Genomic DNA, 22,962 nt, shown 5'->3' with positions numbered 1-22,962 from the left:
GTCAAACCTGATCGCAAGAGGTGGAAGTCAAACCGTCGACAGTGACAGCGGGGGCAGGGCTGGCGGGTTGCTGGCGCAGGACTTTCTCGATGAAGAACCGCGGACGGGCCCGGACGTCGCCATACATGCGCCCCAGGTACTCGCCCAAAAGCCCCATGCCGATGAACTGGCCACCGGTGAACACGAACAGCACGGCAAACAGCACGAAGGTGCCGCCACCTGCCCACTGCGCGCCAAAGGCCAGGCGCAGGACAATCAGCATCAAGGCGAACAGCATGCCCAGCGCCGCCATGCCGAAGCCGATGATGCTCAGCAAGCGTAGCGGGGTGGTGGTCATGCAGGTGATCAGGTCGAACATCAGGTTGATCAGGCGCATCGGGCTGTACTTCGATTCACCGTGCTCGCGCTCGGCGTGCTGTACCGGTATCTCGGTAGTGTGGCGGGCAAAGCTGTTGGCCAGAATCGGTATGAAGGTACTGCGCTCGCGGCAGGCCAGCATGGCGTCGACCACCGTGCGCCGGTACGCCCGCAGCATGCAGCCGTAATCGGTCATGGCCACGCCTGTAGAACGTTTCACCGCCAGGTTGATCAGCTTCGACGGATAGCGGCGCAGGGCCGAGTCCTGACGATTGTTGCGCACGGTGGCGACCACGTCGTAACCCAGCTCGGCTTGTGCGACCAGGCGCGGGATTTCTTCCGGCGGGTTCTGCAGATCGGCATCAAGGGTAATCACCAGGTCGCCCTTGCACTGTTGGAAGCCGGCCATGATCGCGGCGTGTTGCCCGTAGTTGCGGTTGAGGATGACGGCCACCACGGCGCTGCCTTCGCGTCCGGCCGCTTCCTCGAGCAGTTGTGCCGAGTCGTCGCGGCTGCCGTCGTCGACCATGACGATTTCGTAGTCGTGGGTCAGTTGCTGGCAGGCGGCTTCGGTGCGACGCAGCAATTCGGGCAGGCTGTCCTGTTCGTTGTAGACCGGGATGACGATCGATACGCAGTTAATTGGATAAGGCTTCAAGGGCGTGGGTCCAGAATGTTTTCAATAGCACCGATGACGCGTTCGGCATCATCGCAGGTCATGTCGGGGAACAGCGGGATCGAACACAGGCGTGCCGAGTTCCATTCGGTGTTGGGCAGGTGGATGGCCGGGAAACGCTGGCGGTAGTAGGGGTGCAAATGCGTGGCGATGAAATGGATGCCAGTGCCGATGTTTTGTTCCTGCAACGCTTGCATGAATGTTTCGCGGTCCATGCCACAGCGCTCTGGGTCGATGCGCAGGATAAACAGGTGCCAGGCATGCTGTTGCGCATAGGCTGGAATACTCAGCGGTTGCACCGGCAACGCTTTCAGGCGTTGCAGATAGGCTTGTGCCAGGGTCGTGCGCCTGGCGTTGATCTCGTCCAGGCGTTGTAGCTGCACCAGGGCAATGGCGGCATTGATGTCGGCCAGGTTGTACTTGAACCCGGGCTCGATGACCTGGGCCTGAGGCTTGCGGCCGCCGGTCAGGCGGTCGTAAGCGTCCACACCCAGGCCATGAAACTTGAGCATGCGTACCCGGTCTGCCAGCGCCTTGTTGTCGCTGACGAACATCGCCCCTTCGGCACAGGTCATGTTCTTGATGGCGTGAAAGGAAAAGATCGCCGTGCCCCGGGCCCCTACGGCACGTCCGCGATAACGGGTGCCGGCCGCATGGGCGGCGTCTTCGATGATCGGGATACCGTGCTGCTCTCCCAGTGCATAGAGCGGATCGAGGTCGAAGGACGCCCCGGCGTAATGCACCGGGACAATGGCCTTGGTGCGCGGGGTAATGGCCGCTGCGATGGCCTCGACATCGGCCATCAAGGTATCTCGGTCGACGTCGACGAAGACCGGGGTTGCGCCCAGCAAACAGATAATGTTGGCGGTGGATACCCAGGTCTGCGAGGGCGTGATCACTTCGTCGCCGGGGCCGATCCCCAGTGCCAGCAGCGTGACATGCATGCCGCCAGTGGCCGACGACAGTGCCACGGCGTGCTCACAGCCCACGTACCGGGCAAACTGCTGCTCAAGTTCCTGGTTCTTCGGTCCGGTGGTGATCCAGCCAGAGCGCAGTACCTGCTCCACGGCAGCCATTTCTTCAGCGCCGATACTTGGGCGAGAAAAGGGCAGAAAATCCTGGTTCATGGGGGCCTCGGGTCGGTAGTTGTCAGCGACTGTCATGTTCTTCGAATCCGACCCGGAAGCGATCAGGTGCATGATTCTGTGCATTCATTAATCAATTAACACGAACATTATCAATGGTTTGGCCTGCAATCATGGAAAAATACATTAATTAACTTTGTTCAGTGCTATTGGCGACTTGTCGGTAGAGTGTGGTGGGTTTCGGGTGTGCTGAGAGTAAGCGTGATTTTGTGAAAACGACATGAAAAAACAGTGGGCAAGCCGTATAACGTGAAGGTTTACAGCAAATGTTCAGGGTGCGACCACGGACAGTGCTCAAATCAGAAATGTCGTACATCTGTGCTGGGCAAAAGACGACGATAGCCACTACGGTGGTCGACTTCGATTATTAATCTTCCTCGATACAAGGCTAAAATCCGCTGAACAACTCACACCAAAGGCCCCTCCAGCTTGTCTGATTTACCCGATATGAGCGCCCCGCGCCCCAACCCGCTGACGCTGTACCTCAAGCGCCTCGCCCCCTCAAGCCAGCAGACCCTGCGTTACGTGCTGCAGGACGCTGCCGATCGCCTGGGGTTCGACGAGCTGAACATCGAAGAGATCCCTTGGCACCAACTGCAGCCCGAGGACGTGATTGCCCTGGTGGCGGCGCTGCGCAATGACGGTTACGCGCCCAATACCTCGTCGCTCTACGTCAATGCGCTACGAGGGGTAATGAACGAGGCTTGGCGCCTGAGCCTGATCAGTCAGGAACAGTTGTTGAAAATGCGCTCCGTCAAAGGAATTTCCGGCACGCGCCTGTCTCAAGGGCGCAACCTCAAACGCACGCTGATCCACGACCTGATGACCGTCTGTGCCGCCGATCCACGGCCGCAAGGCTTACGGGACGCGGCGATCATTGCGATTCTGTACGGTTCGGGGATGCGCAAGTCAGAGTCGGTGAACCTGGACCTGGCACAGGTCGACTTCTCCGAGCGCAGCCTGCAGGTCATGGGCAAGGGCAATAAACAGTTAATCAAGTACGCCCCGAGCTGGGTGTTTACCAAACTCGAGGCCTGGCTTGAATTGCGCCGTTCGTTGTTGCCCGTGGGGCAGGAAGACGACGGGTTTCTGTTCAACCGAATCCGTCGTGGCAGCCACATCTCCCGCGAGCGCATTACCAAGCATGCGATCTACTACATTGCCCGGCAGCGGGGCGCGCAGGTTGGGGTCAAGATCATGCCTCACGACTTCCGGCGCTCATTCATTACCCGGGTGATCGAAGAGCACGACCTGTCGATTGCCCAGAAACTGGCGCACCACGCCAACATCCAGACCACCGCCAGCTACGATGTGCGGGACGATAACGAACGGCGTCGAGCGGTGGACAGGTTCGACTTGTAGGTCGTTGAAAACCCATGTGGTCGCAGTCGATCCCCAGCAATCCACGGGCGGCGGGCATCAGGGGGTGAGCACGACTGCGCCCTTGAAGTGGCCAGTCCTCAGGCACGCTAGCGCGTTATTGGCGTCCTGCAAGGCAAACCAGGTGACGTCGCACTGCACGTGTGTGTGCTGTAGCTCTTCAAAGAATGCGATACCGTCTTCGCGGGTCAGGTTCGCCACTGACCGGACGCTGCGCTCGCCCCACAGCAACCGATAGGGAAACCCGGGGATGTCGCTCATGTGGATCCCGGCGCAAATCACGCAGCCGCCCTTGGCCGTGACTTCCAGGGCCTGGGGCACCAGCGCGCCGACCGGGGCAAAGATCAGGCTGGCATCGAGCAAATGCGGCGGGGGCTGATCCGAGGGGCCGGCCCACCTGGCTCCCAGGGTTCGGGCATAGGCCTGGCCTTCGCTGTCATCTGGCCGGGTGAACGCATACACCTGTTGCCCTCGACCGCGTGCTACCTGGATCGCCAGGTGCGCGGCCGCACCGAAGCCATAAAGGCCCAGGTGGCGGGCACCCTTGGCCATTTGCAAGGCACGAAAGCCGATCAGCCCAGCACACAGCAGCGGTGCGGCATGGGTGGCCGACAGTGTTTCGGGAATAGGGAAACAGTAGCGCCAGTCGGCAACGGTGTACTCGGCGTAACCGCCGTCCAGATGACAACCGGTGAACTGTGCCTGATCGCAGAGGTTCTCCCGGCCTGACGTGCAGAACGTGCACTGGCCGCAGGTCCAGCCGAGCCACGGAACGCCTACCCGCAGGCCGATCCAGCCGGGCGGAACATCAGCCCCCACAGCCGTCACTTCGCCGACGATTTCATGCCCAGGCACCCGCGGCAGTACCGCTTGTGGTAGCTCGCCGTCCAGCAGATGCAGGTCGGTGCGACACACGCCGCACGCCTGAACCTTGATCAGCAGTTGCTGCACGCCGGGTTTCGGAATCGGTCGCTCCTGCAGTTGCAACGGCTGGCCGGGGGTATGCAGAACCATGGCGCGCATGACGACTCTCCCACTCTTGGGTCACCCACAAAACATCCTGCAGGGTCAGATCCTCCGACCACCGTGCCCGGCCCGGCCTGGTCAGCGCCTGCCGGAGCGTGATCAGCAGTCCATTCAGGGCTGCTGAGCGGTTGACCTCGAAGCGCGTTCAGAGTGCCCGGGGAAGGATCGTTCGCCATCCCCGGTGGTCCAACAAGCTGGGCAGCCTGACTCCGGCGGCCATGACCGTTGGTCGGCTTCAGCGCTCATGCTGTCGATCCTGGTAACGCCCCGTCGACTACTCACGAGCCAATCCCGGCACGCCCCCTGCAACCGTATCAGGAGCAGATCATGTCCTACATCGATGGCTTCATTGCCGCCGTACCCACCGCCAATCGCGACAGATTCCGCCAGCATGCCGAATTCATGGCGGCGATTTTCAAGGAGAACGGTGCGCTCAACGTCAGCGAGTGCTGGGGGGACGATGTCCCCGAAGGCAAGGTGACCTCGTTTCCCATGGCGGTGAAACGCAAGGAAGATGAAACCGTGGTCTTTTCGTGGATCGTCTGGCCCGATCGCCAGACCCGCGACAAAGGCATGGAAAAGTTCATGGCCGATCCCCGGGTACGCGCCGAAGGCAACGCGATGCCGTTTGATGGCCAGCGCATGATCTTTGGCGGATTCCAGCGGATCGTGAACCTCTAGTGTCCTGTCTCGCAAGCAGGATGCCAGGCGGGTCTGCCGCGTCCGCAGACCCGCGTGCCTTCATTCCTGCACCGTGATCCGACAACTCTTGCGGTTGCGGATCTCTTTATCGGACGGCCGCTCTTTCACAAACTCGAAGCGCGGCTCGCCTTCGCTGTACGTCACCAGCCAGCCCCATTCCAGCTCGGACTCATCCTGCCCGGGCTTTGGCGGCGCGGCCCACCATGGTTCCTTACTGACGATCTTGCGCATGGCCACCTCCCGGTGGTTTGGGACACCTCAACTATAACGGGGTTGGGTGGACGCGCCAGTGGCTGGTGCGGGTGAGATAGACTGGGCAGCGAACACTCGACGGCAGGAGTGGCAGCGGTGGCGAGGCTCACATGGATTCGTTGATCACGGCTGCGGCGCGTGCGCTGGCGGCGGGAGACCCCCTTGGTGCACTCGATCATGTGGCCTTGCGCGAGGATGCCCCGGCGCTTGCCCTGCGGGGCATTGCGATGGCGCAATTGGGCGATTTCGCCCGGGCCAAGACGTTGGTACGCAGGGCGGCGCGGGCGTTCGCGCCCGAAGAAGCCCTGGCCCGTGCGCGCTGCGTGGTCGCCGAGGCGGAAATCGCCTTCGCTTCCCGGGACCTGGGCTGGCCGGTCAAGGCTCTGGAGGCTGCACGCCGAGCCCTCGAAAACCACGGCGACCGGGTCAACGCGGCGCATGCCCGGTATCTGGAGATTCGGCGCCTGCTGCTGATCGGTCGCCTGGACGAGGTCGAGCAGCGACTGGCCGGGCTCGATCCCAGAGGGTTGCCCCCGGCGTTAAACACCATTCACGAACTGATCGTGGCCGGGGTGGCCATCAGGCGACTGCGGACACCGGACGCGCGCGCCGCGCTGGCACGGGCTGAACACCAGGCCCGGTGCGCCGGGATTGCGGCATTGCGCGCGGAGGTGCGGAGCGCGATCCTCCTGCTCGATACTCCCGCCGCTCGCTTGATCTGCCGTGGCGAGGAGCGGCTGCTGTTGCTCGATGAGATTGAAGGGCTCCTGCTGTCGGACGCGCTGATTGTCGATACCCGGCGGTTTCTGGTGCGTGACGGGCTCGTGCAGGTGTCCCTGGCCGGGCGTCCGGTGCTGCTGGTGCTGGCACGGGCATTGGCCCATGCCTGGCCAGGTGAGGTATCGAGGGCAACGCTGATCGCCCGGGCCTTTCGCTTGAAGCTGGACGATGAGTCCCATCGCGCACGGCTGCGGGTCGAAATCGGCCGGCTGCGCTCCCTGTTGCGGCCGTTGGCCGGGGTCACTGCGACCCAGGGCGGATTTACCCTGGTGCCCCATCGCTCCCGCGAGGTCGTAATACTCGCCTGGCCGGTGGAGCACGCCCATACCGCAGTGCTGGCCTTGCTCGCCGACGGTGAGTTGTGGTCGAGTTCCGCGCTGGCCCTGGCACTGGGTTGCAGTCAACGCACGGTGCAGCGGGCGCTTGATGCCCTGGCGGCCGAGGGCAGGGTGCAGTCGTTCGGTAGCGGGCGAGCGGGGCGCTGGGTGATCCCGTCGGTACCGGGATTCGCGACGACTTTGTTACTCCCCGTTCCCCTGGCCAATGATTAGGCTGAACTCACACCCCATGACGAGGAAGCCAGCATGAAACAGTCAGCCGCCAACATACTTCGTGAATACGGACCCTTTGCCGACGTCAAGAGCGTCCATGGCGTGACCTGGGACGGCCAGCACATCTGGTTTGCCAGCGACAGCGGGCTCCATGCCCTGGATCCGGCCAGCGCAAAAACCTCCCGCACGATCAACGTCGCCGCCGATGCCGGCACAGCGTTCGACGGCCAGCACCTGTACCAGATCGCCGAGAACCTCATCCACAAGATCGACCCCGCCACAGGCCGAGTGCTGGGCACTATCCCGGCCCCGGGCGGCAGTAATTCGGGGTTGACCTGGGCCGAGGGTACGCTTTGGGTTGGCCAGTACCAGGACCGCAAGATTCATCAGATCGACCCGCTCACCGGCGCGATCCTGCGCACCCTTGAGTCAAATCGCTTTGTCACTGGCGTCACCTGGGTGGATGGAGAGCTTTGGCACGGCACCTGGGAAGGCGAGGAAAGCGAGTTGCGCCGCATCGATCCGCACACGGGCGCCATGCAGGAGTCCCTGCAAATGCCGGCGGGCGTCGGAGTCTCGGGGCTGGAATCCGACGGCGGCCACCAATTCTTCTGCGGGGGAGGTGGCAGCGCCAAGGTGAGGGTCGTGCGCCGGCCCGAATGAATGAACGAACGGGCACGCTTGCTTGTGAGCCCCTGAGTGTTGATCGGTCTGCCGATGTCACAAAGGGGCACTATGCTGGTGGATCTGGTTTGAACATCTAATTACGGATCGGAGTCAGCGCATGAGCAATAAACCTACGGTAGTGTTGGTGCATGGTTTCTGGGGCGGCGCAGCGCATTGGGGCAAGGTCATCGTGGAACTGGCACGCAAGGGCTATACCTCCATACGCGCAGTGGAAATGCCACTGACCTCCCTGGCCGACGATGCCGAGCGTACACGCAAGATGGTCGCGCAGCAGAACGGTCCAGTGCTGTTGGTGGGGCATTCCTATGGCGGTGCGGTGATCACGCAAGCGGGTAATCTGCCGAATGTCGTGGGGCTGGTCTATATCGCAGCCTTCGCACCGGATGCCGGCGAAAGCCCAGGCGGCCTGACCCAGCAACACCTGCCCGCTGCGGCACCCAACCTTGAGCCTGACAGCGATGGTTTCTTGTGGCTCAAGCCCGAGAAGTTCCATGAAAGCTTTGGCCAGGATCTGACGCCCGATGAAGCGCTGGTCATGGCGGTCACCCAGAAGGCCCCGCTGGCCAGTACCTTTGGCGACACCATCACGGCCCCCGCGTGGAAAAGCAAACCGTCCTGGTACCAGATATCCAGCGACGACCGAATGATTCACCCGGACAACCAGAAAATGATGTCGGCCCGACTCAATGCCAGGAAGGTGATTACCCTGGCCGCCAGCCACGCGTCGCTGGCCTCCCGAGCTGCCGAGGTCGCCGCGTTGATTGACGAAGCCGCGAGCGAAGCGGTCAAGACCCCGTGAGTTGACGGTGGTTAGCGTCAGATCAGCCAGCGGGCTCGACGGTACACCTCATGGCGGATGATCCTGGCTTCTGGAACACCGCCATCGCATCCGTTTGCCAAAAACTGTAGTAACCCAGGCTGTCCTTGCCACTGTAGCGCAGCCCCGAATCACTCGGCACCTCGCTCAGCGTGACGGAGGTGTTGGCCCATTTGAGGAAGACGACATCGGGCCCGGCATTAAAGAAAGTGGCGGCGATCGGCGTGTTCAGACCTGTACACCGAAAGGTCAGGGGACCTTCGGTCAATCTGTCCGGGTCCTTGGTCCTGACGATTGCCGAACCTTGGCGCAGCTGGTAGGCACGCTCGGCATAGCGGCGGATCGTGCAGGCCTTCGGTGCCACGTCGGTTGCACACTGATTACGGGCCAGAATCCAGAACTGCTGGTCGTTCATGACTTTGTCCGGAGGCGGTACTGAGCGCTGATCCGTGAGCGCCAGTCGGTACAGGCGCCTGAGTTCGACGTCCATCCGCGCCAGTTGGGGATCGCGGCAGATCAGCTTTTCGACCTTCGCGGTGGCCGTGGAGCAGTCGAAACCGGTCTGGAAGACTCGGCCGGGAGTTGCCGCACTGGCAACGTTGCTCGTCACCGCGCACAGGCTGGTTGCGAGGAGACCTGTCCAGAAGGCCGTGAGCGTTTTCATGTTGGCTTCACTCAGATCATTACGTGATGCCCAGGCTGGCAGCGTGATCCATCGATCCGTTGAACCGTCCTGCGTTCGTATGGGGTGTATCGCAGTGTATGTCAGCACCCAGAACTTGCCAGACCGCCGGGCAGCGGCACTCGGCAATCTCAGGGCTTTTCACCGGCCACGGGAACGCAAAAAAGCCGAGTAAAGGATCAATTTCAACCCCGCTTAACAGTAACCGTCTGTTTTAAAACCATTTTGTTTGTTTTTTCTCTTCCCAGGCGAAGCGAAAGTTGATACATTTGCGCGCATTCCTGCACAGGCCCTTACGCGGCGTGTCACCACGGGAAGAGAGTGCCAGTCACTCATCGCAACAGATACAGGGGCGTCGCCAAGCGGTAAGGCAGCAGGTTTTGATCCTGCCATGCGTTGGTTCGAATCCAGCCGCCCCTGCCATTTTCGTATATACATCCAGATATGATCTCACTCGGCAGCTATTGCACGAGGCCTGGTCGATTCTCCTTGCACAGAACGCCAACTCCGATCCGGTGTTTCTCGTGTCAGCTGCATAACTCCCGACGTTTCAACATCCAGCTGGCTTGCCGCGAACGCGACAACGTGCCGACTGCATTTCATCAAAACTCAACACCGCATCCACCCTGTGCAGGTGGGAGAGGGCGGCTATGCGCTGCATGGGAATGTGAGCCGTCTGTTATTGGCCTGAGCCGGCGAGCGCGATGAGCTGACATCGCGCTCGCCGGTCACTCAGTGCGGTGCGCGCGGGATGGTCTTGAGCAAGTCGGCGGGGCTGATGTGCCCGACAACCTGTTCCGCCGCGCTACCCGATTGCGGCAGGCCCAGGATGTGTCCCTTGATCTTGCCGATCACATGCATCTCGCAGGGCTTGCAGTCGAACTTCAGCGTCAGCACCTCGTCACCGTGCACCAGTTGCATCGGCGCGACCTTGGTGCGCACACCAGTCACCCCCTTGGCCTGCTTCGGGCACAGGTTGAAGGAGAAGCGCAGGCAGTGCTTGGTGATCATCACCGGCACCTCGCCGGTTTCCTCGTGGGCCTCGTAGGCCGCATCGATCAGCGCGACACCGTGGCGGTGATAGAAGTCGCGAGCCTTCTGGTTGTAGACGTTGGCCAGGAACGACAGGTGCGACTCCGGGTACACCGGAGGCGGCGTGGTCTCGGCCTTGCGCCCGCCCCGTGGGTGAGCCGCGACACGGGCCGCGGTCAACGCTTCGATCACTTCGCGGCGCAATGCCTTGAGCTGCGAATTGGGGATGAAGTACGCCTGTGGCACATCCAGCTTGATGTCCGTGGCGTGGTACTGGGTCGTGCCCAGTTGGCCGAGCAGGTCGTGCAGTTGCTCCAGGGCCTGTTCCGGCTTGTTGGCGAGGCCGAACGGACCGTCCAGGGCCACGTCGGCGCTGATGCCTTCCTCGCTGGTGGCGGTCAGTTCCAGGCGTTCCTCGCGCAGGCGAGCGACCCAGGCAACGCCGACCCGGCGCTCGGCGGAGGTCTTGAGCAACGCCTGCTGCCAGTTGTGGTCAAGGTTACGGCTCAGCGGGTGGCGTGGCCCCAGGCGGTGCAGGCCCTCCGGCATCTCGTTGGGTTCGACGCGGTAGCGGTAGCGCTTTTCGCCGTCCTCTTCAAACTCGCCCTTGGCCTCGGCGATGTTGGCGCGGAAACCCACCACCTCGCGCTTGACCAGCACATTGAGGCCGTCGCCGTTGGACAGCGGCTCATGGGTAATCACCTGCAGGTCGCGCTTGCCGACCTTCTCCACGATGCCCACCGGCACGCCGGTGAACGTCGGCGAGTCGAAGGCGCCGATGTCGATCTTGCGCTCACTGACGAAGTAGTCGGTACTGCCGCGGTGGAAGGTCTTCTCCGGATCGGGCAGGAAGAAGTGCGCGGTGCGGCCGCTGGACGCGCGGGCCAGGTCCGGGCGGTCTTCGAGGACGGCGTCCAGGCGCTGGCGGTAGTAGGCCGTGATGTTCTTCACATAGCCCATGTCCTTGTAGCGACCCTCGATCTTGAACGAGCGCACACCGGCCTCTACCAGGGCACGGATGTTAGCGCTCTGGTTGTTGTCCTTCATCGACAGCAGGTGCTTTTCATAGGCGATCACGCCGCCTTTTTCGTCCTTGAGAGTGTACGGCAGGCGGCAGGCCTGGGAGCAGTCGCCCCGGTTGGCGCTACGGCCGGTCTGGGCGTGGGAGATGTTGCACTGGCCTGAGAAGGCCACGCACAGCGCGCCGTGAATAAAGAACTCGATCGCCGCATCGGTCTCGTCGGCGATGGAGCGGATTTCCTGCAGGTTCAGCTCACGGGCCAGGACCAGTTGGGAGAAGCCGGCCTGGTCGAGGAACTTCGCCCGCCCCAAGGTACGGATGTCGGTCTGGGTGCTGGCGTGCAGTTCGATCGGCGGGATGTCCAGTTCCATCACGGCCAGATCCTGGACGATCAGGGCGTCGACGCCGGCATCGTACAGTTGGTGGATCAGCTTGCGGGCCGGCTCCAGCTCGTTGTCGTGCAGGATCGTGTTGATGGTGGTGAAGACCCGGGCGTGGTAGCGACGGGCGAACTCCACCAACTGGGCGATATCGCTCACCTCGTTGCAGGCGTTGTGGCGCGCGCCGAAGCTCGGGCCCCCGATGTACACGGCGTCGGCGCCATGCAGGATGGCCTCGCGAGCGATGGCCACGTCGCGGGCAGGGCTGAGCAATTCCAGATGATGTTTGGGCAGGGACATATTTTTTTAGTCAGGCTTGTCACGGTCGAGACGCGCATTGTAGCGGCGAAACGCTTGACCGGCACCCGCATGCTGCCCGGTGGCGGCCATTCGCAGAGCGTGGCCGCCGGATAACGCCGCGGACTCAGCCCTTGGCGGCCATCGCCGTGACTTCCACGCGCATGCCTTCAACCGCCAGGGCCGCCACGCCGACAGCGGCGCGCACCGGCCACGGCTTGGCGAAAAAGCGCTGGTACACCTCGTTGAACGCGGCGCGATCGGCCATGTCGGTGAGGTAGATGGTCAGGTGCATCACCCGGTCCATGGAACTGCCGGCACGCTCCAGCGCAACCTTGAGCGCCTGCAGGGTGCATTCGCTCTGCTGAGTAATGCTGCCCAGCTCCAGGCTGCCGTCGGCACGGGTAGGGATCTGCGTGGAGACCAGCACGCCCGCAAAACCGACAACGTCGGAGGAAATGGAGTCCGCGTCGGGATCAGGGATGAAGGTCAGGTCGTGGTTTGCCATGGGGATCTCTTGCTTGAGGTGGTAAAGGGGGGGCGGACGGTATGACGTCGTCAGTGGCCGGACGCAGGGTGCCTTTAATACCTTGAATCGGATGATTCTGCCAATCAGGCTGGTCACATGACTGGCAAACATGAGGTTTAGCCCGTGTTTGGTCATCTCATGCCAGAGCTGTTCGACGTGAACAACACGTCGAAAAACTCTGCGCAGTGGCCGGCGAGCTCCTGGCGAAGCGAACAGCTGTTATCGAAGTGCCCGGATCTGGGGGGCGTGATCAGGTGTTACTCCTATGTATGTGGTCGATGGTTATGATGGTGATACGGCCAAGATGATGTCGCAGTATCTGCTGATGTGCTGGTGGGAGGGGCGGCTAATTCTTCCAGATGGGTAATGATGTCATCCGGCTTGAGCACCAGTACGTCACTGTCCAGGGTGTCCATAATCATCTCGGCGGTGTTACCGATCAACGCGCCGGACAGTCCGCTCCGGGCCACGCTGCCGATCACTGTGAGGGCGGCTTCGAGCTTGTGTGCGATGTACGGTATCAGCACGTCGGCTGAGCCTTCTTCAATGTGCAGGCACTCGTCGCTGATGTCGAATTCGGCCTGAAATGTCTTGCACCGTTCGCGATAGAGCGCCTGGATACTCTCCTTGAGTTGGAATACGGCATCAACTGCCGAGAGCATGGGGTAGGGGTGCGCGCTCATTATGTGCAGGGTGCCGCGCGCCAGTGCGGCGATGTCGTAGCCGTGGCTGACGATGCCGGAATGCAGGACGCGATGCTCAATATCACTGTTGCCAGCATCAATAGCGGCGAGAATGGTGCCACCGGTCCATGTTCTTTCAGTTTTTACTATCAGCACCGGGCTGGGGCAGTATCGCAACAGCTTCCAGTCTTCAGGGGTGAGAAGGGCCTTCCTCAGCGGGGTGTCGGTAACGTGCTGCTTGATCACCAGGCCACAGCCCTCTTTCTGTTGGGCGGTGATGATGGTCTTGTGGGTGCTCCCATGCCAGGCCTGCTCGGTACTGACGCTATAACCCTCCTGTACCAGGGTGCCTTGAATGTCGTTCAGGTGGGTGCGATGGTGGTGTTCCTTGCCGCAACTCAGCAGATGCAGGTGCGAGCGGGTGGCGTTGGCAATCATTTTAGCTCTGTTCAGGATCAGATCCCTGGACTGCTGAAAATCCACTACCACCAAGGTATTGCGAATGGTGTGCATGGGCGTACTCCTGTGCGTGAATACATGACTTCATGTAGGCAAAGTGGGTGCTCTTGGCCTGTGATTCTTCGGGCGGATGCACGGCGATTGTCCAACCCTCGACCGCCCGTCAGTTGGAACAGCAGTGACCGACAGCATGAGCGCGACAGCTGGAATCGACCCTGCCCTCGGGAGCCCATTATTGACGCCTGAGTCGAGTAGTAATAAAAACGTAACAGTCGTTAGTTGACCAAAAACTACGTAATCCGACTCTCCAATCGCTGGCGTTTTTTTCTATTGCATCTACATTGAGAAGAAAGAGTTGTAACGCGGCCGGTACACTTTATGCCGGTGGTGTTGCGTTGCTTCTTGCCGGTTACTGCTGCCGGCAAAGAACGGGCATGAGTATTGCTTTAAATCTCTCGCCCACTCACGCTTAAATACTCGCGCAAATACCTCATCCTGGTAGATGCTTCGATCGTTCAGACAAGAACAAAATTGTTCGGTGACGCACTTTCTGTGCGCCAAGTTCAATGGTTGAGTATGGCGGATCTTCTGTTTAAAACTTAGGCAGTTGGTCTGTTTGGTTAGTTCGTTTTTATCTAAGGGCGCGTTGAATAAACCCCATTCGATCTGATGAGAAAATACCGCTCCCGATAGCTCGTCGTGGCACCCGATGCAGATTCAATTCTTTGGTTCTTCACGGAAACTTGGGAAATACAGAAACAGGAACGCCATTTGACCTCGTCTATCAGCACCATGCCCTAGAGATCAGGCTTGGTGACTGGGACTGATTCAAGAAGATGTTCCAAGGCCCTGTAACCGTCCTTGTGGTTTACCAAAATGTTCACCAACTCGTCGTGTGTTAGCAAAAATGGTTCCGTTTTGTAGGTCATTGCAAAGGCTTTACAGCCAACACTGCGCCGACCACCGTCAACTCTCCGTGATGCTCTCGACTAATTCAGCCTGGGTAAATTCAGACATCGCCGCCGTTCCCAAAGCACGCATCCCACGTGAAACCTGGAAGGCATAATCCCAATGCCATCGCCCGTTCGGCGGATGGTATGTTTCGCTTTCGTCTGCACGCATATCCCCCATTCTTTGCTATCCCACATCCGCTTAGGCGCAAGCAACAAACGAGGAGGTTCCCCTTCGGGCCGGACGGTTACTTCGTGAGTTCGTGCGTTACCCCACAATTCAATCGTGCCCTGAGCAAGATAACGCTTGGCTCGTTCACGGAGCTCGAACGATATCTTGTCTTTCATGGGGTTCGTTCAGCGTGTGGACTCAAGATGGGTACGAAAATTCATACAAGGGTTTGGGTCGGTTCCTAGGTACACAGATGTTGTTACGTAGGAATATGGCCTGAAGTGAGGCGTGGGACAGTGCTAATGCCAACTCCCCCCTCGGAGAAGATTCTCGAATAGTTGCTGCTCCAAAAACACCAGGGTTGCAGTTTTAGAAAATTCGATACCAGATAATTTTCGCTATACGGTAAGAAACATAAGATTTTTTGTGGATCTTAATGAGGTGGCGATTCTGGGTGGTCGCATGTCGGCTGGCTAGCTATTAGGGGATTGGTCATGGGTAAAGTATCTTCCTTTGTAACAAGGTCAAACCCGGAAGCGTCAATCAGGCTTTTTGCTTTTCCTTACGCGGGTGCAGGTCGCTCTGCATACTCTGAGTTAGCCGATGCGTGCTCGTCGAACATCGAGTGGGTTGAATTTGAACTGCCAGGCCGTGGAGTTTTGTACAGCGAACCGGCGTATACCGAGTTTGACTCGCTTATAACTGATTTAGCTGATCTGCTTGCTGAAAAAACAGGTGACATGCCGTTCGCTTTTTTTGGGCATAGTTTTGGGGCATTACTGGCCTTTGAGACCTGCCGTGAACTGCGCCGGCGAAATAATGAAACACCTATAATGTTATTTCTTTCCGGGCGGCGATCGCCGGAGTGCCTGGCCAGGAGTGCGGAGAGTGGCGTCTATATTTATGATCAGACTGATCAGGATTTCATCAGTAGTGTTAGAACATGGGGGGTTCTACGAGAGAGCGCGCTAGCGGATTCGTCGTTGCTGGATATTGTATTGCCGCCTTTAAAATCAGATATTCGGTTGGACGAAACCTATCGGTTGGCCAAGGCTGATGATCTTCCTATGGATGTTCCTGCGATCATCTACTCCGGAAATGAAGACCCGAGTGTTTCGTCGGCGGAACTGCAAGGTTGGGGGCAATTTTTTTCGCGCACAGCCGTTACCATGGAGTACTTCGACGGTGATCATTTCTATATTTACGATTCCACGGGCCCGCTCGTTTCAAGCATCGAAAAGCATATCCAGAGCCAAGTGCTTGGATTTGGTACTTCCATCCTCTGGACGCCTCCGTCCTCCTATCTGTGCAGCCGGGAGAACTTCAAGAGTGTCGCTGATCTCTTCCGCCTTCAGGTAAGCAAAACTCCGGCAGCACTGGCCCTGGAGGATGGCGATAGATCTTGGTCTTACGAGGAGCTCGCCACTCTCTGCAACCACGTTAGCCTGCAACTGGTGCGCTCCGGGGTGGTAGAGGGTAGTACGGTTGGTCTGTTCCTTGGGCACCGGGCCGAATACCTAATAGCGATGCTTGCCTGTTTGCAAGTCGGCGCCACTGTCTGTCTTCTCGAGGTGAGCTGGTCGGATAGCCTGTTGGCCGAGTTCGTCGAGGCTTGCGATGTTTCGTTGATTGTCAGTGAGGGAGAGCTGGCGAAACGTGTGCAAGACAATGGCCCTCTGTTCGTCATGGATGAGGCGCTTCTAGAGGAAGCCTTGTCGTCACCCAAGGACTATCCCGTGGTGCGATGCCTGCCCGAGGCAATCGCCATCATCTCCATGACCAGTGGCTCCACCGGGCGTCCCAAGGCGGTACTCACCACTCAGCAAGGTTGTACTTACTGTTTTCTAGCCCGTGGCGAGTTATACCCCTATGCGGCCGAAGGCGAGCGGGAAGGGCTGAATGTATTCTTTGCCTGGGAATGCTTACGCCCCTTGCTGTTTGGTCAAGTAGCGGTAGTTATTCCTGACTCCGTTATTTTCGATCCGCCGCGCTTGCAATCATTCATTGAGAAAAACCGAGTTTCAAGACTGGTCGTAACGCCTTCATTGCTGGCAAACTTGCTGGAAAATCCCATTGCCACCAAGCAGTTAGATAAACACTGGTCTTCAGTGCGCCTATGTTTCTTGATGGGCGAAGTCGTGTCGGGGATGCTCGTTGAAAAAGCCCGCCGAATATTTCCAGTGCATGCTCGACTGATCAATGCATACAGCACTTGGGAAAGTCTGGATGTTGGTTACTCCGATCTGTTTGTCGGAGGAGGCTGCACCAGACTCTGGGCTCCAGTCGGGCAGCCATTACCTGGATCTGCGGTCATTCTATTGGATGAGAATGGCCATTGTGTGCCTTGGGGTATGCCAGGGGAGTTGTATCTGGCTGGCCCGGGCATTGCACCAGGATATCTAGCCGACGATCAAAAAACAGCCGAACGCTTTTTGCCTCTGGCTGCGGAACTGAGCCGTTTACCGTTGTCGGATAAACGGATGTACAGGACTGGAGATCGCGCTCGGCTATTGCAGAATGGTCAGCTATTAATACTGGGACGAATGGATAACACGGTAAAAATCCGTGGTTTCAAAGTTTCCCTTTTGGCGGTCGAGCGTGTTTTCAATGAAATGGAGGGCGTCAGTAAATCAGTTGTTCTGCCACTGATGGATGAGCGCAGTGGCCAGCCCCAAGGGCTGCTGGCTTATATAGTAGGCACCGGCGGCATACCTTCCGAGTTGTTGTTGGCCAAGGCTCGCCGTCAGGCGCGCAGCCGTTTACCGGAGTACGCGCAACCGTCTCATATCATTGGGCTGGCCGAGTTGCCAATGCGACAGGGCGAGTCGCGCAAGCTTGATCTCCAGGCATTACCTCGACCAATTAAGACCGAGCCAGAACCCTTGGAGCGTGTCAACTTGTTGGTAATGGAACAGCGTGTAGCGGATATCTGGTGTGAAGTACTGGGTATCAATAACGTCCAGCCAGCCGACAACTTTTTCGACGTGGGTGGCAGCTCCCTCAGCGCGGCGAACCTGGTCAGCGTATTGACGGAGCGTTTGGGTATTTCTCTGACGGTAGTCGATATTTACCAGCACAGCACTTTGCAGGAGTTCGTCGAATGGCAGCAGGGAGGGCAAGCGAAAAAGAAAGAACAACGCCCACGGCGCCGGGAAGCGACGACAAGTATAGCGGTGGTGGGTATAGCCGGGCGTTTCCCTGGGGCCGATTCCATCGAGGAGTTCTGGAGCAATTTGCAGCAGGGCAACGATAGTCTGCGGCACTTCACACATGAAGAGTTGCGGGCCAAGGGTGTGCCTGATGAAGTATTCACTCATCCAGCCTGGGTCGCGGCTGGCCAGGTTCTGAATGATGCCGATAAGTTCGATGCGTTGTTCTGGGGAATCGGCCAGCGTGAAGCGACTTTGATGGACCCGCAGCACCGCTTGTTCATGGAAGTGGCCTGGGCCGCAATGGAGCAGGCGGGCTATGCGCGTGTGAACAATCCCTACCGTGAGCGCACAGCGGTCTATGCCGCCTGTGGTATGGACGGCTACCTGATCCACCATTTGCAAGGCGGTGGTCTCAAGGAGCCGCTCGACCCCGGCAAGTTATTCCTGACCGAGATTGGCAATGAAAAGGATTACATAGCGACCCGCGTCTCCTTTCAACTCGACCTCGGTGGGCCTGGTGTCACGGTCACTTCGGCATGCAGCAGCGGTCTGCTGGCCGTGGCGCAGGCGGCACAAAGCTTGATGATGGGTCAGTGCGATATGGCAATCGCTGGCGCCTCGTCTTTGAACTTTCCGAATTTTGGCTACTGCTTCGAAGAAGGGCTGGTCGGCAGCGTGGATGGCCGAGTCCATCCTTTCGATGAAGACGCGAGCGGAACCTTGTTCGGCGATTCCGTCGGTGCGGTGGTGCTAAAGCGCCTCGACGATGCTCAAGCCGATGGAGACATGATTTGGGCTGTGCTTTCGGGCTATGGCATGTCCAACGATGGTCGGCAGAAAGCCGGCTACGCGGCCCCGAACGCGGTCGCCCAGACGCGTTGCATTGTCGATGCCATGCAGATGGCGGGTGTGGCAGCCGAACAATTGTCCTATGTCGAATGCCATGCCACAGCTACCCATATCGGTGATGCCATCGAGCTGAAGGGGCTTCGCGATGCTTTCGAGGCCACTCGGAAAACACAACAGGTCACACCGAGAAGCTGCGCGATCGGTAGTGTGAAAGGCAATATCGGCCATGCGAACTGCGCCGCCGGCATCACAGGTTTCATCAAGACAGCTCTTTGCCTGCACCACCGCCAATTGGTGCCGACGGTCAACTTCCATGAGCACAACGCCAAGCTGGTGGATTTGCTCGATCATCCCGCGAGCCCTTTCTATGTTAACCAGGAACTGGTGGATTGGCCGGAAACGGAGACAGGAGAACCCTTGCGTACGGGTGTTTCCAGTTTCGGCATTGGTGGCACCAACGTCCATGTGATTCTGGAGCAGGCACCGGCAAGGCCGGACGAGATTCAGCGAAGCGATTCGGCGTCGTTTTGCCGTCAGCGCCACCTGTTGTGTATCAGCGCGAGAAGTGTTGGCGCGCTAGCGAACAATCTGGAAAAACTGTCACAGGTTCTGGATGACGCTTCGGCAGAGCACATTGCTCAGGCGGCGTTTACTTTGCATCTGGCGCGTGAGGCCCATTCGCTGCGCTTGGCTGTCAGCGTAGCAGCAGACGGACAGGACCTTGGTGCAAACATGCGGGCGGCCTTGGGTAGCGAGCGGCGAGTCAAGGCGGGGCACAAGGCGACCGTTGCTTTGTGCTTTTCCGGCCAAGGTTCCCAGCATGTTGGAATGGCCCGGCAACTCTATAACGGAACGGCGGACGGAGGGTATTTCCGTGGACATTTTGAAGAGGTCTGCCAAGCGCTCACCGGCCCTCTGGGATTCAATCCGCTAGCGCTGATTCTGGGGGCAGATGCAGCTGAAATGCAGCGCCCGGTAGTCACCCAATGCGGCTTATTCGCCGTCGAATATGCGATGGCGTCGAGTCTCATCGAACTGGGTATCCGACCGGTAGCGGTCGCCGGGCATAGCATCGGTGAATATGCAGCGGCGGTAGTAGCTGGGGTTCTTACGCTGGAAGATGCGGCACTGTTGGTGGCGACCCGTGCACTGGCGACCGAGGCGTTGCGTCTGACTGATATACAGGGGCGGCCGGTAAGTGGCGGCATGCTCAGTGTCGCGGGTGATGAGACGGTGTTCCACGACTGGTTGGCTCTGCATCCTGAGCTCTGGCTGGCCGTGCATAACTTACCCGGTCAATGGGTGCTTGCAGGTTTGTTACCAAACCTGGAAAGCGCTGAACAAGCGCTGGATGAGCTTGGTTTACGCTGTACCCGAGTGCCGGTTTCTCATCCATTCCACAGTGCGCTAATGAGCCCTGTCGCCGGACGCCTCCACGAGGCGGCGAAGGTTATCAAGGCCAGTCTGCCGCGTATACCAATGACGAGCAATGTAAGCGGTACCTGGTTGGGCGACGAGGTGCTGGAGAGCGGTTACTGGGGCCAGCACCTGCTGGCCACCGTTCGCTGGGCCGAGGACTTGGAGACTCTGCTGCGTTGGCAGCCCGACATTATTCTCGAGATCGGCCCATCGAATGTGCTGACGGGGTTGGCAGGGCGATTCCTGAGCCTGCGTAACGAAGACACGAATGTTGCACCAACCTTACTGGCGAGCATGCGTCATCCGCGTACCGAGATTGACGATGAGCAAGTATTTTGCGAATTGCTCGGGCGGCTCTGGTGCGCAGGTGTCGATCTGGATTGGGAAGCCTATCATCGCCACGAACAAGCGGGGCCCAGCAATCCGCTACGTCGTATACCGCTACCCTCTTATGCCTTCGAGCGCGATAGCTTTTGGTTGAATCCACAGGCATCGATCTATGTCGATGCACCTGCTTCTAGGTCTTGCGTAGAGAAAACGTCGCAGGTGAGCGCGGCAGCAGCGGCTTCCTCCTGGTTGGTTCGCTTGGTTCCACCGCGGCAGACGGCAACTTTGCGGCTGTACTGTTTTTCCTATGCCGGCGGCAATTCTCGGCATTTCAAGGACTGGGCAAATAAAGCACCTGACTGGCTGGACCTGGTTGCAGTCGAACTGCCGGGGCGCAATGGGCGGATGGAAGAGCCGCTCGCCAACGACGAGCAGAAGGACGCCGAATTGCGCCAGGCTCTGGCGCAAGCCATTCGACGGGATAGCGCTGGTCAGCCTTTTGCTTTCTGCGGTTTGAGTTATGGCGCCGCCCTGGCATCGGAGCTACTGGCGCAGGAGTTGTCCGACCTGGACCAGGATGGGGAGTGCAGTGGCCTGATCGTAGTGGGACGTGCCCCAGTTTTCTCAACACCGAACAACGGCCGGGAGATTGACTCCGAAGCATTCTTGATGGTCCCCGAGGCTACGCGCTCCAATCCGTTGTGGCGGGAATGGTATCTGCCGATCCTGCTCGCCGATCTTGAAAGCGATCAGCGTACCGCGATGCGCATGAGTACGCTTTGGCAACAACGGGGGGGGCGGCCGTTGTTGCGTTGCGAGTTAATGTTGCACTGCGGTAGCCAAGACCCTGCCTGCTCGGTGAGCGAAGCGCAGGATTGGTTCGCACTGAGTTCGGCGATGCCTGGCGAAGTTGCGCAGTACCCAGGCGAGCATGACTTCATGCTACGCGAAGAAGCACTGATCTTCTCGCGCATGCTCGACTGGCTGCAACAACGTAGGCCACGTCAGGCGCCGCCGGATGCCGGCACTCGGCTGTTCAACCTGCAGTGGCAGCCCCTGGCTCCGATTTCTGCGAGACCGGATGATGCAGGTACTCATTGCTGGGAGCTGAATGTCGGTCAGGAGTTGAAGCTGCTGGAGCCGCTTTGCGACTGCCTGAACTCCGACTCGGCCAACGCCGTGCTGCTGTGCCTGGGCAAGCCACAAAGTGATGGCTACGAGCAGTACCAGGGGTTCATGAGTCTCCTGCAACAACTGTTGTTGCGGGATGTCCGTGGGCGCCTGACGCTCCTGCTGCCCGCGTCGCAAAGCAGTGGTCCGTTGGCCGGTCTGGCACGAGTCGCTGGGAACGAATCCAGCGCTTTGTGTGTGCAAAACCTGTTTGCCAGCAACCATCCGGACCTTTCCAGAACCCAACCACAGGCCCATTGGCTGGCGCATCAGGCATCACTGGCAAACGCGTATCCGCAGGAGCGGGAGTTACTCTGGCGCAACAGCTGCCTGCTGGCCGCACGGCTGTTACCAAACGGACAGGTACCCCTCCCGCCCGGAGTCCTCGGCGCTTCCGGCAGTAGTTATCTGATCACTGGCGGCAGTGGAGCGCTAGGGCAGGCGCTGGTGGATTGGTTAATCGACCGACAAGCCGTAGAACCGAGCCATATCGTTATTATCTGCCGCTCGCTACCGACGACACCGCCGCGTGGTGTGCGCTGCATTGCCTGCGATCTGACTCAGCCACAGGCACTGGACAAAGCGTTGCATGGCCTGGAGCGAATGAGTGGGATTTTCCACCTGGCCGGAGTACTTGACGATGGCGCCCTGAGCAACCTTGATGACGTACGTCTGCACAGGGTCCTGGCCCCCAAACTGGCCCTGGCCGATCTTCTGAAATACTCCCGGGGTTGGGGCTGTGACTGGGTGATTGGCTACTCATCCACCAGCGCCTTGCTGGGCGCGATGGGGCAAGGTAATTATGCAGCGGCTAACGCCTGGATCGACCAACTCGCTGATTGGCCGAGGGAGTGTTCGCGCACCCGGGTCGTCAGTCTGGCCTGGGGCACATGGGGCGACATGGGCATGGCCGCTGGTAACCGCAAGGTTTTGCAACGTGCCCACGCTGTGGGGGAGACGCCATTATCGACCCAAGCCGCACTCGATGCCTTGGCTGCCGTATTGAGCCATATGCTGGGCGGGTGGGCAGGAAACCGCTTTGTCGTCTGCGAGATGGACTGGCAGCGCTCCCCGTGGGCTCGCTGGTCGCTGTTGGAGCATGTGCGGCAACCGGTTTTGGCGCCAATGAACACGGTGGTTCATGAGCCATCACTTCATGAGGAGCCATGTCCACTAGAAAGCTTGGCGGTGGAAGACAGTGGCGATTTCGTTCGGCGTTTCCTCGGGGATTACATCAGCCGCTGGGATGAAAGCCTGGACCTGACCTCATTGGGGCTGGATTCACTCGACTTGGCCCAGTTGCGCAACGGCTTCAATAAACGCTTTGGCACACAACTACCGTTATCCATATTCGCCGCGCCCAACCTGACACTGGGACAGCTTTGGCTGCAGTTGCAAACTTTGGCAAAAAATACGGCTGTTATTTCCTGAAGTCCGTTTGTTACGACTACGGCGTCATACCCATGA

The 22,962-nt window shown here is 59.3% G+C and carries 14 protein-coding genes and 1 tRNA gene; 7 read left to right on the top strand and 8 right to left on the bottom strand.

Annotated elements, in window-relative coordinates:
• Position 1: 1 nt before the first annotated feature.
• Together arnC and arnB are read right to left on the bottom strand one after the other, a co-directional pair.
• A complete protein-coding gene (gene arnC / locus CKW07_RS07445; protein WP_095144295.1) occupies positions 2–1,015 on the bottom strand; it encodes an undecaprenyl-phosphate 4-deoxy-4-formamido-L-arabinose transferase in 1,014 nt (337 codons plus the stop codon).
• The gene (arnB, locus tag CKW07_RS07440; protein ID WP_095144477.1) at positions 1,012–2,160 is read right to left on the bottom strand and encodes a UDP-4-amino-4-deoxy-L-arabinose aminotransferase; all 1,149 of its coding nucleotides are present in this window, start codon (positions 2,158–2,160) and stop codon (positions 1,012–1,014) included. Before arnB ends, arnC begins: the two co-directional genes overlap by 4 nt.
• Before the next feature lie 465 nt (positions 2,161–2,625).
• On the opposite strand from arnB, the gene xerC reads away from it, so the two are divergent.
• Positions 2,626–3,540, top strand: coding sequence for a tyrosine recombinase XerC (gene xerC / locus CKW07_RS07435; protein WP_095144294.1), 915 nt, complete (start codon positions 2,626–2,628; stop codon positions 3,538–3,540).
• Between the two features lie 57 nt (positions 3,541–3,597).
• Here the strand turns inward: xerC and CKW07_RS07430 are convergent, their stop codons facing one another.
• Complete coding sequence (locus CKW07_RS07430) at positions 3,598–4,581, bottom strand: zinc-dependent alcohol dehydrogenase family protein (protein ID WP_095144293.1); 984 nt, start codon at positions 4,579–4,581, stop codon at positions 3,598–3,600.
• A gap of 330 nt (positions 4,582–4,911) precedes the next feature.
• Here CKW07_RS07430 and CKW07_RS07425 point away from each other — a divergent pair, with 330 nt between their 5' ends.
• Positions 4,912–5,265 carry a DUF1428 domain-containing protein gene (locus CKW07_RS07425; RefSeq protein WP_095144292.1) on the top strand — a complete coding sequence of 118 codons (354 nt, stop codon included), beginning with the start codon at positions 4,912–4,914 and terminating at the stop codon, positions 5,263–5,265.
• A gap of 60 nt (positions 5,266–5,325) precedes the next feature.
• Here the strand turns inward: CKW07_RS07425 and CKW07_RS07420 are convergent, their stop codons facing one another.
• Positions 5,326–5,517 (bottom strand): hypothetical protein, encoded by a 192-nt coding sequence (locus CKW07_RS07420; RefSeq protein WP_095144291.1) that lies wholly within the window; start codon positions 5,515–5,517, stop codon positions 5,326–5,328.
• Positions 5,518–5,648: 131 nt separating this feature from the next.
• Between CKW07_RS07420 and CKW07_RS07415 the strand changes: the two genes are divergently transcribed.
• From CKW07_RS07415 to CKW07_RS07405, 3 genes are all read left to right on the top strand, one after another.
• The gene (locus CKW07_RS07415) at positions 5,649–6,869 is read left to right on the top strand and encodes an HTH domain-containing protein (protein ID WP_095144290.1); all 1,221 of its coding nucleotides are present in this window, start codon (positions 5,649–5,651) and stop codon (positions 6,867–6,869) included.
• Between the two features lie 33 nt (positions 6,870–6,902).
• Positions 6,903–7,532 carry a DUF5074 domain-containing protein gene (locus CKW07_RS07410; protein WP_095144289.1) on the top strand — a complete coding sequence of 210 codons (630 nt, stop codon included), beginning with the start codon at positions 6,903–6,905 and terminating at the stop codon, positions 7,530–7,532.
• A 121-nt stretch (positions 7,533–7,653) separates the two neighbouring features.
• Positions 7,654–8,355 (top strand): alpha/beta hydrolase, encoded by a 702-nt coding sequence (locus CKW07_RS07405; protein ID WP_095144288.1) that lies wholly within the window; start codon positions 7,654–7,656, stop codon positions 8,353–8,355.
• A gap of 22 nt (positions 8,356–8,377) precedes the next feature.
• On the opposite strand, the gene CKW07_RS07400 is transcribed toward CKW07_RS07405, so the two are convergent.
• Positions 8,378–9,037 (bottom strand): MliC family protein, encoded by a 660-nt coding sequence (locus CKW07_RS07400; RefSeq protein WP_095144287.1) that lies wholly within the window; start codon positions 9,035–9,037, stop codon positions 8,378–8,380.
• A 366-nt stretch (positions 9,038–9,403) separates the two neighbouring features.
• On the opposite strand from CKW07_RS07400, the gene CKW07_RS07395 reads away from it, so the two are divergent.
• A tRNA-Gln gene (locus tag CKW07_RS07395) sits at positions 9,404–9,478 on the top strand.
• Between the two features lie 309 nt (positions 9,479–9,787).
• Here CKW07_RS07395 and CKW07_RS07390 read toward each other — a convergent pair.
• From CKW07_RS07390 to CKW07_RS07380, 3 genes are all read right to left on the bottom strand, one after another.
• Positions 9,788–11,788: a U32 family peptidase gene (locus CKW07_RS07390; protein WP_095144286.1), complete on the bottom strand. Its 2,001-nt coding sequence runs from the start codon at positions 11,786–11,788 to the stop codon at positions 9,788–9,790.
• A 124-nt stretch (positions 11,789–11,912) separates the two neighbouring features.
• Positions 11,913–12,293 carry a RidA family protein gene (locus tag CKW07_RS07385; RefSeq protein WP_095144285.1) on the bottom strand — a complete coding sequence of 127 codons (381 nt, stop codon included), beginning with the start codon at positions 12,291–12,293 and terminating at the stop codon, positions 11,913–11,915.
• A 284-nt stretch (positions 12,294–12,577) separates the two neighbouring features.
• Complete coding sequence (locus CKW07_RS07380; RefSeq protein ID WP_095144284.1) at positions 12,578–13,510, bottom strand: universal stress protein; 933 nt, start codon at positions 13,508–13,510, stop codon at positions 12,578–12,580.
• Positions 13,511–15,072: 1,562 nt separating this feature from the next.
• Here CKW07_RS07380 and CKW07_RS07375 point away from each other — a divergent pair.
• Positions 15,073–22,926 (top strand): type I polyketide synthase, encoded by a 7,854-nt coding sequence (locus CKW07_RS07375; protein ID WP_095144283.1) that lies wholly within the window; start codon positions 15,073–15,075, stop codon positions 22,924–22,926.
• Positions 22,927–22,962 lie beyond the last annotated feature (36 nt).

It is taken from the genome of Pseudomonas sp. Irchel s3b6 (assembly GCF_900187415.1).
GTDB lineage: Bacteria > Pseudomonadota > Gammaproteobacteria > Pseudomonadales > Pseudomonadaceae > Aquipseudomonas.
This window is presented reverse-complemented; position numbering and strand designations above follow the sequence as displayed.

Excerpts from the sequence above, each read along its gene's own strand:
- arnB (WP_095144477.1), bottom strand. The coding sequence starts at position 2,160 with ATGAACCAGGATTTTCTGCCCTTTTCTCGCCCAAGTATCGGCGCTGAA.
- xerC (WP_095144294.1), top strand. The coding sequence starts at position 2,626 with ATGAGCGCCCCGCGCCCCAACCCGCTGACGCTGTACCTCAAGCGCCTC.
- CKW07_RS07430 (WP_095144293.1), bottom strand. The coding sequence starts at position 4,581 with ATGCGCGCCATGGTTCTGCATACCCCCGGCCAGCCGTTGCAACTGCAG.
- CKW07_RS07425 (WP_095144292.1), top strand. The coding sequence starts at position 4,912 with ATGTCCTACATCGATGGCTTCATTGCCGCCGTACCCACCGCCAATCGC.
- CKW07_RS07420 (WP_095144291.1), bottom strand. The coding sequence starts at position 5,517 with ATGCGCAAGATCGTCAGTAAGGAACCATGGTGGGCCGCGCCGCCAAAG.
- CKW07_RS07415 (WP_095144290.1), top strand. The coding sequence starts at position 5,649 with ATGGATTCGTTGATCACGGCTGCGGCGCGTGCGCTGGCGGCGGGAGAC.
- CKW07_RS07410 (WP_095144289.1), top strand. The coding sequence starts at position 6,903 with ATGAAACAGTCAGCCGCCAACATACTTCGTGAATACGGACCCTTTGCC.
- CKW07_RS07405 (WP_095144288.1), top strand. The coding sequence starts at position 7,654 with ATGAGCAATAAACCTACGGTAGTGTTGGTGCATGGTTTCTGGGGCGGC.
- CKW07_RS07400 (WP_095144287.1), bottom strand. The coding sequence starts at position 9,037 with ATGAAAACGCTCACGGCCTTCTGGACAGGTCTCCTCGCAACCAGCCTG.
- CKW07_RS07390 (WP_095144286.1), bottom strand. The coding sequence starts at position 11,788 with ATGTCCCTGCCCAAACATCATCTGGAATTGCTCAGCCCTGCCCGCGAC.
- CKW07_RS07385 (WP_095144285.1), bottom strand. The coding sequence starts at position 12,293 with ATGGCAAACCACGACCTGACCTTCATCCCTGATCCCGACGCGGACTCC.
- CKW07_RS07380 (WP_095144284.1), bottom strand. The coding sequence starts at position 13,510 with ATGCACACCATTCGCAATACCTTGGTGGTAGTGGATTTTCAGCAGTCC.
- CKW07_RS07375 (WP_095144283.1), top strand. The coding sequence starts at position 15,073 with ATGGGTAAAGTATCTTCCTTTGTAACAAGGTCAAACCCGGAAGCGTCA.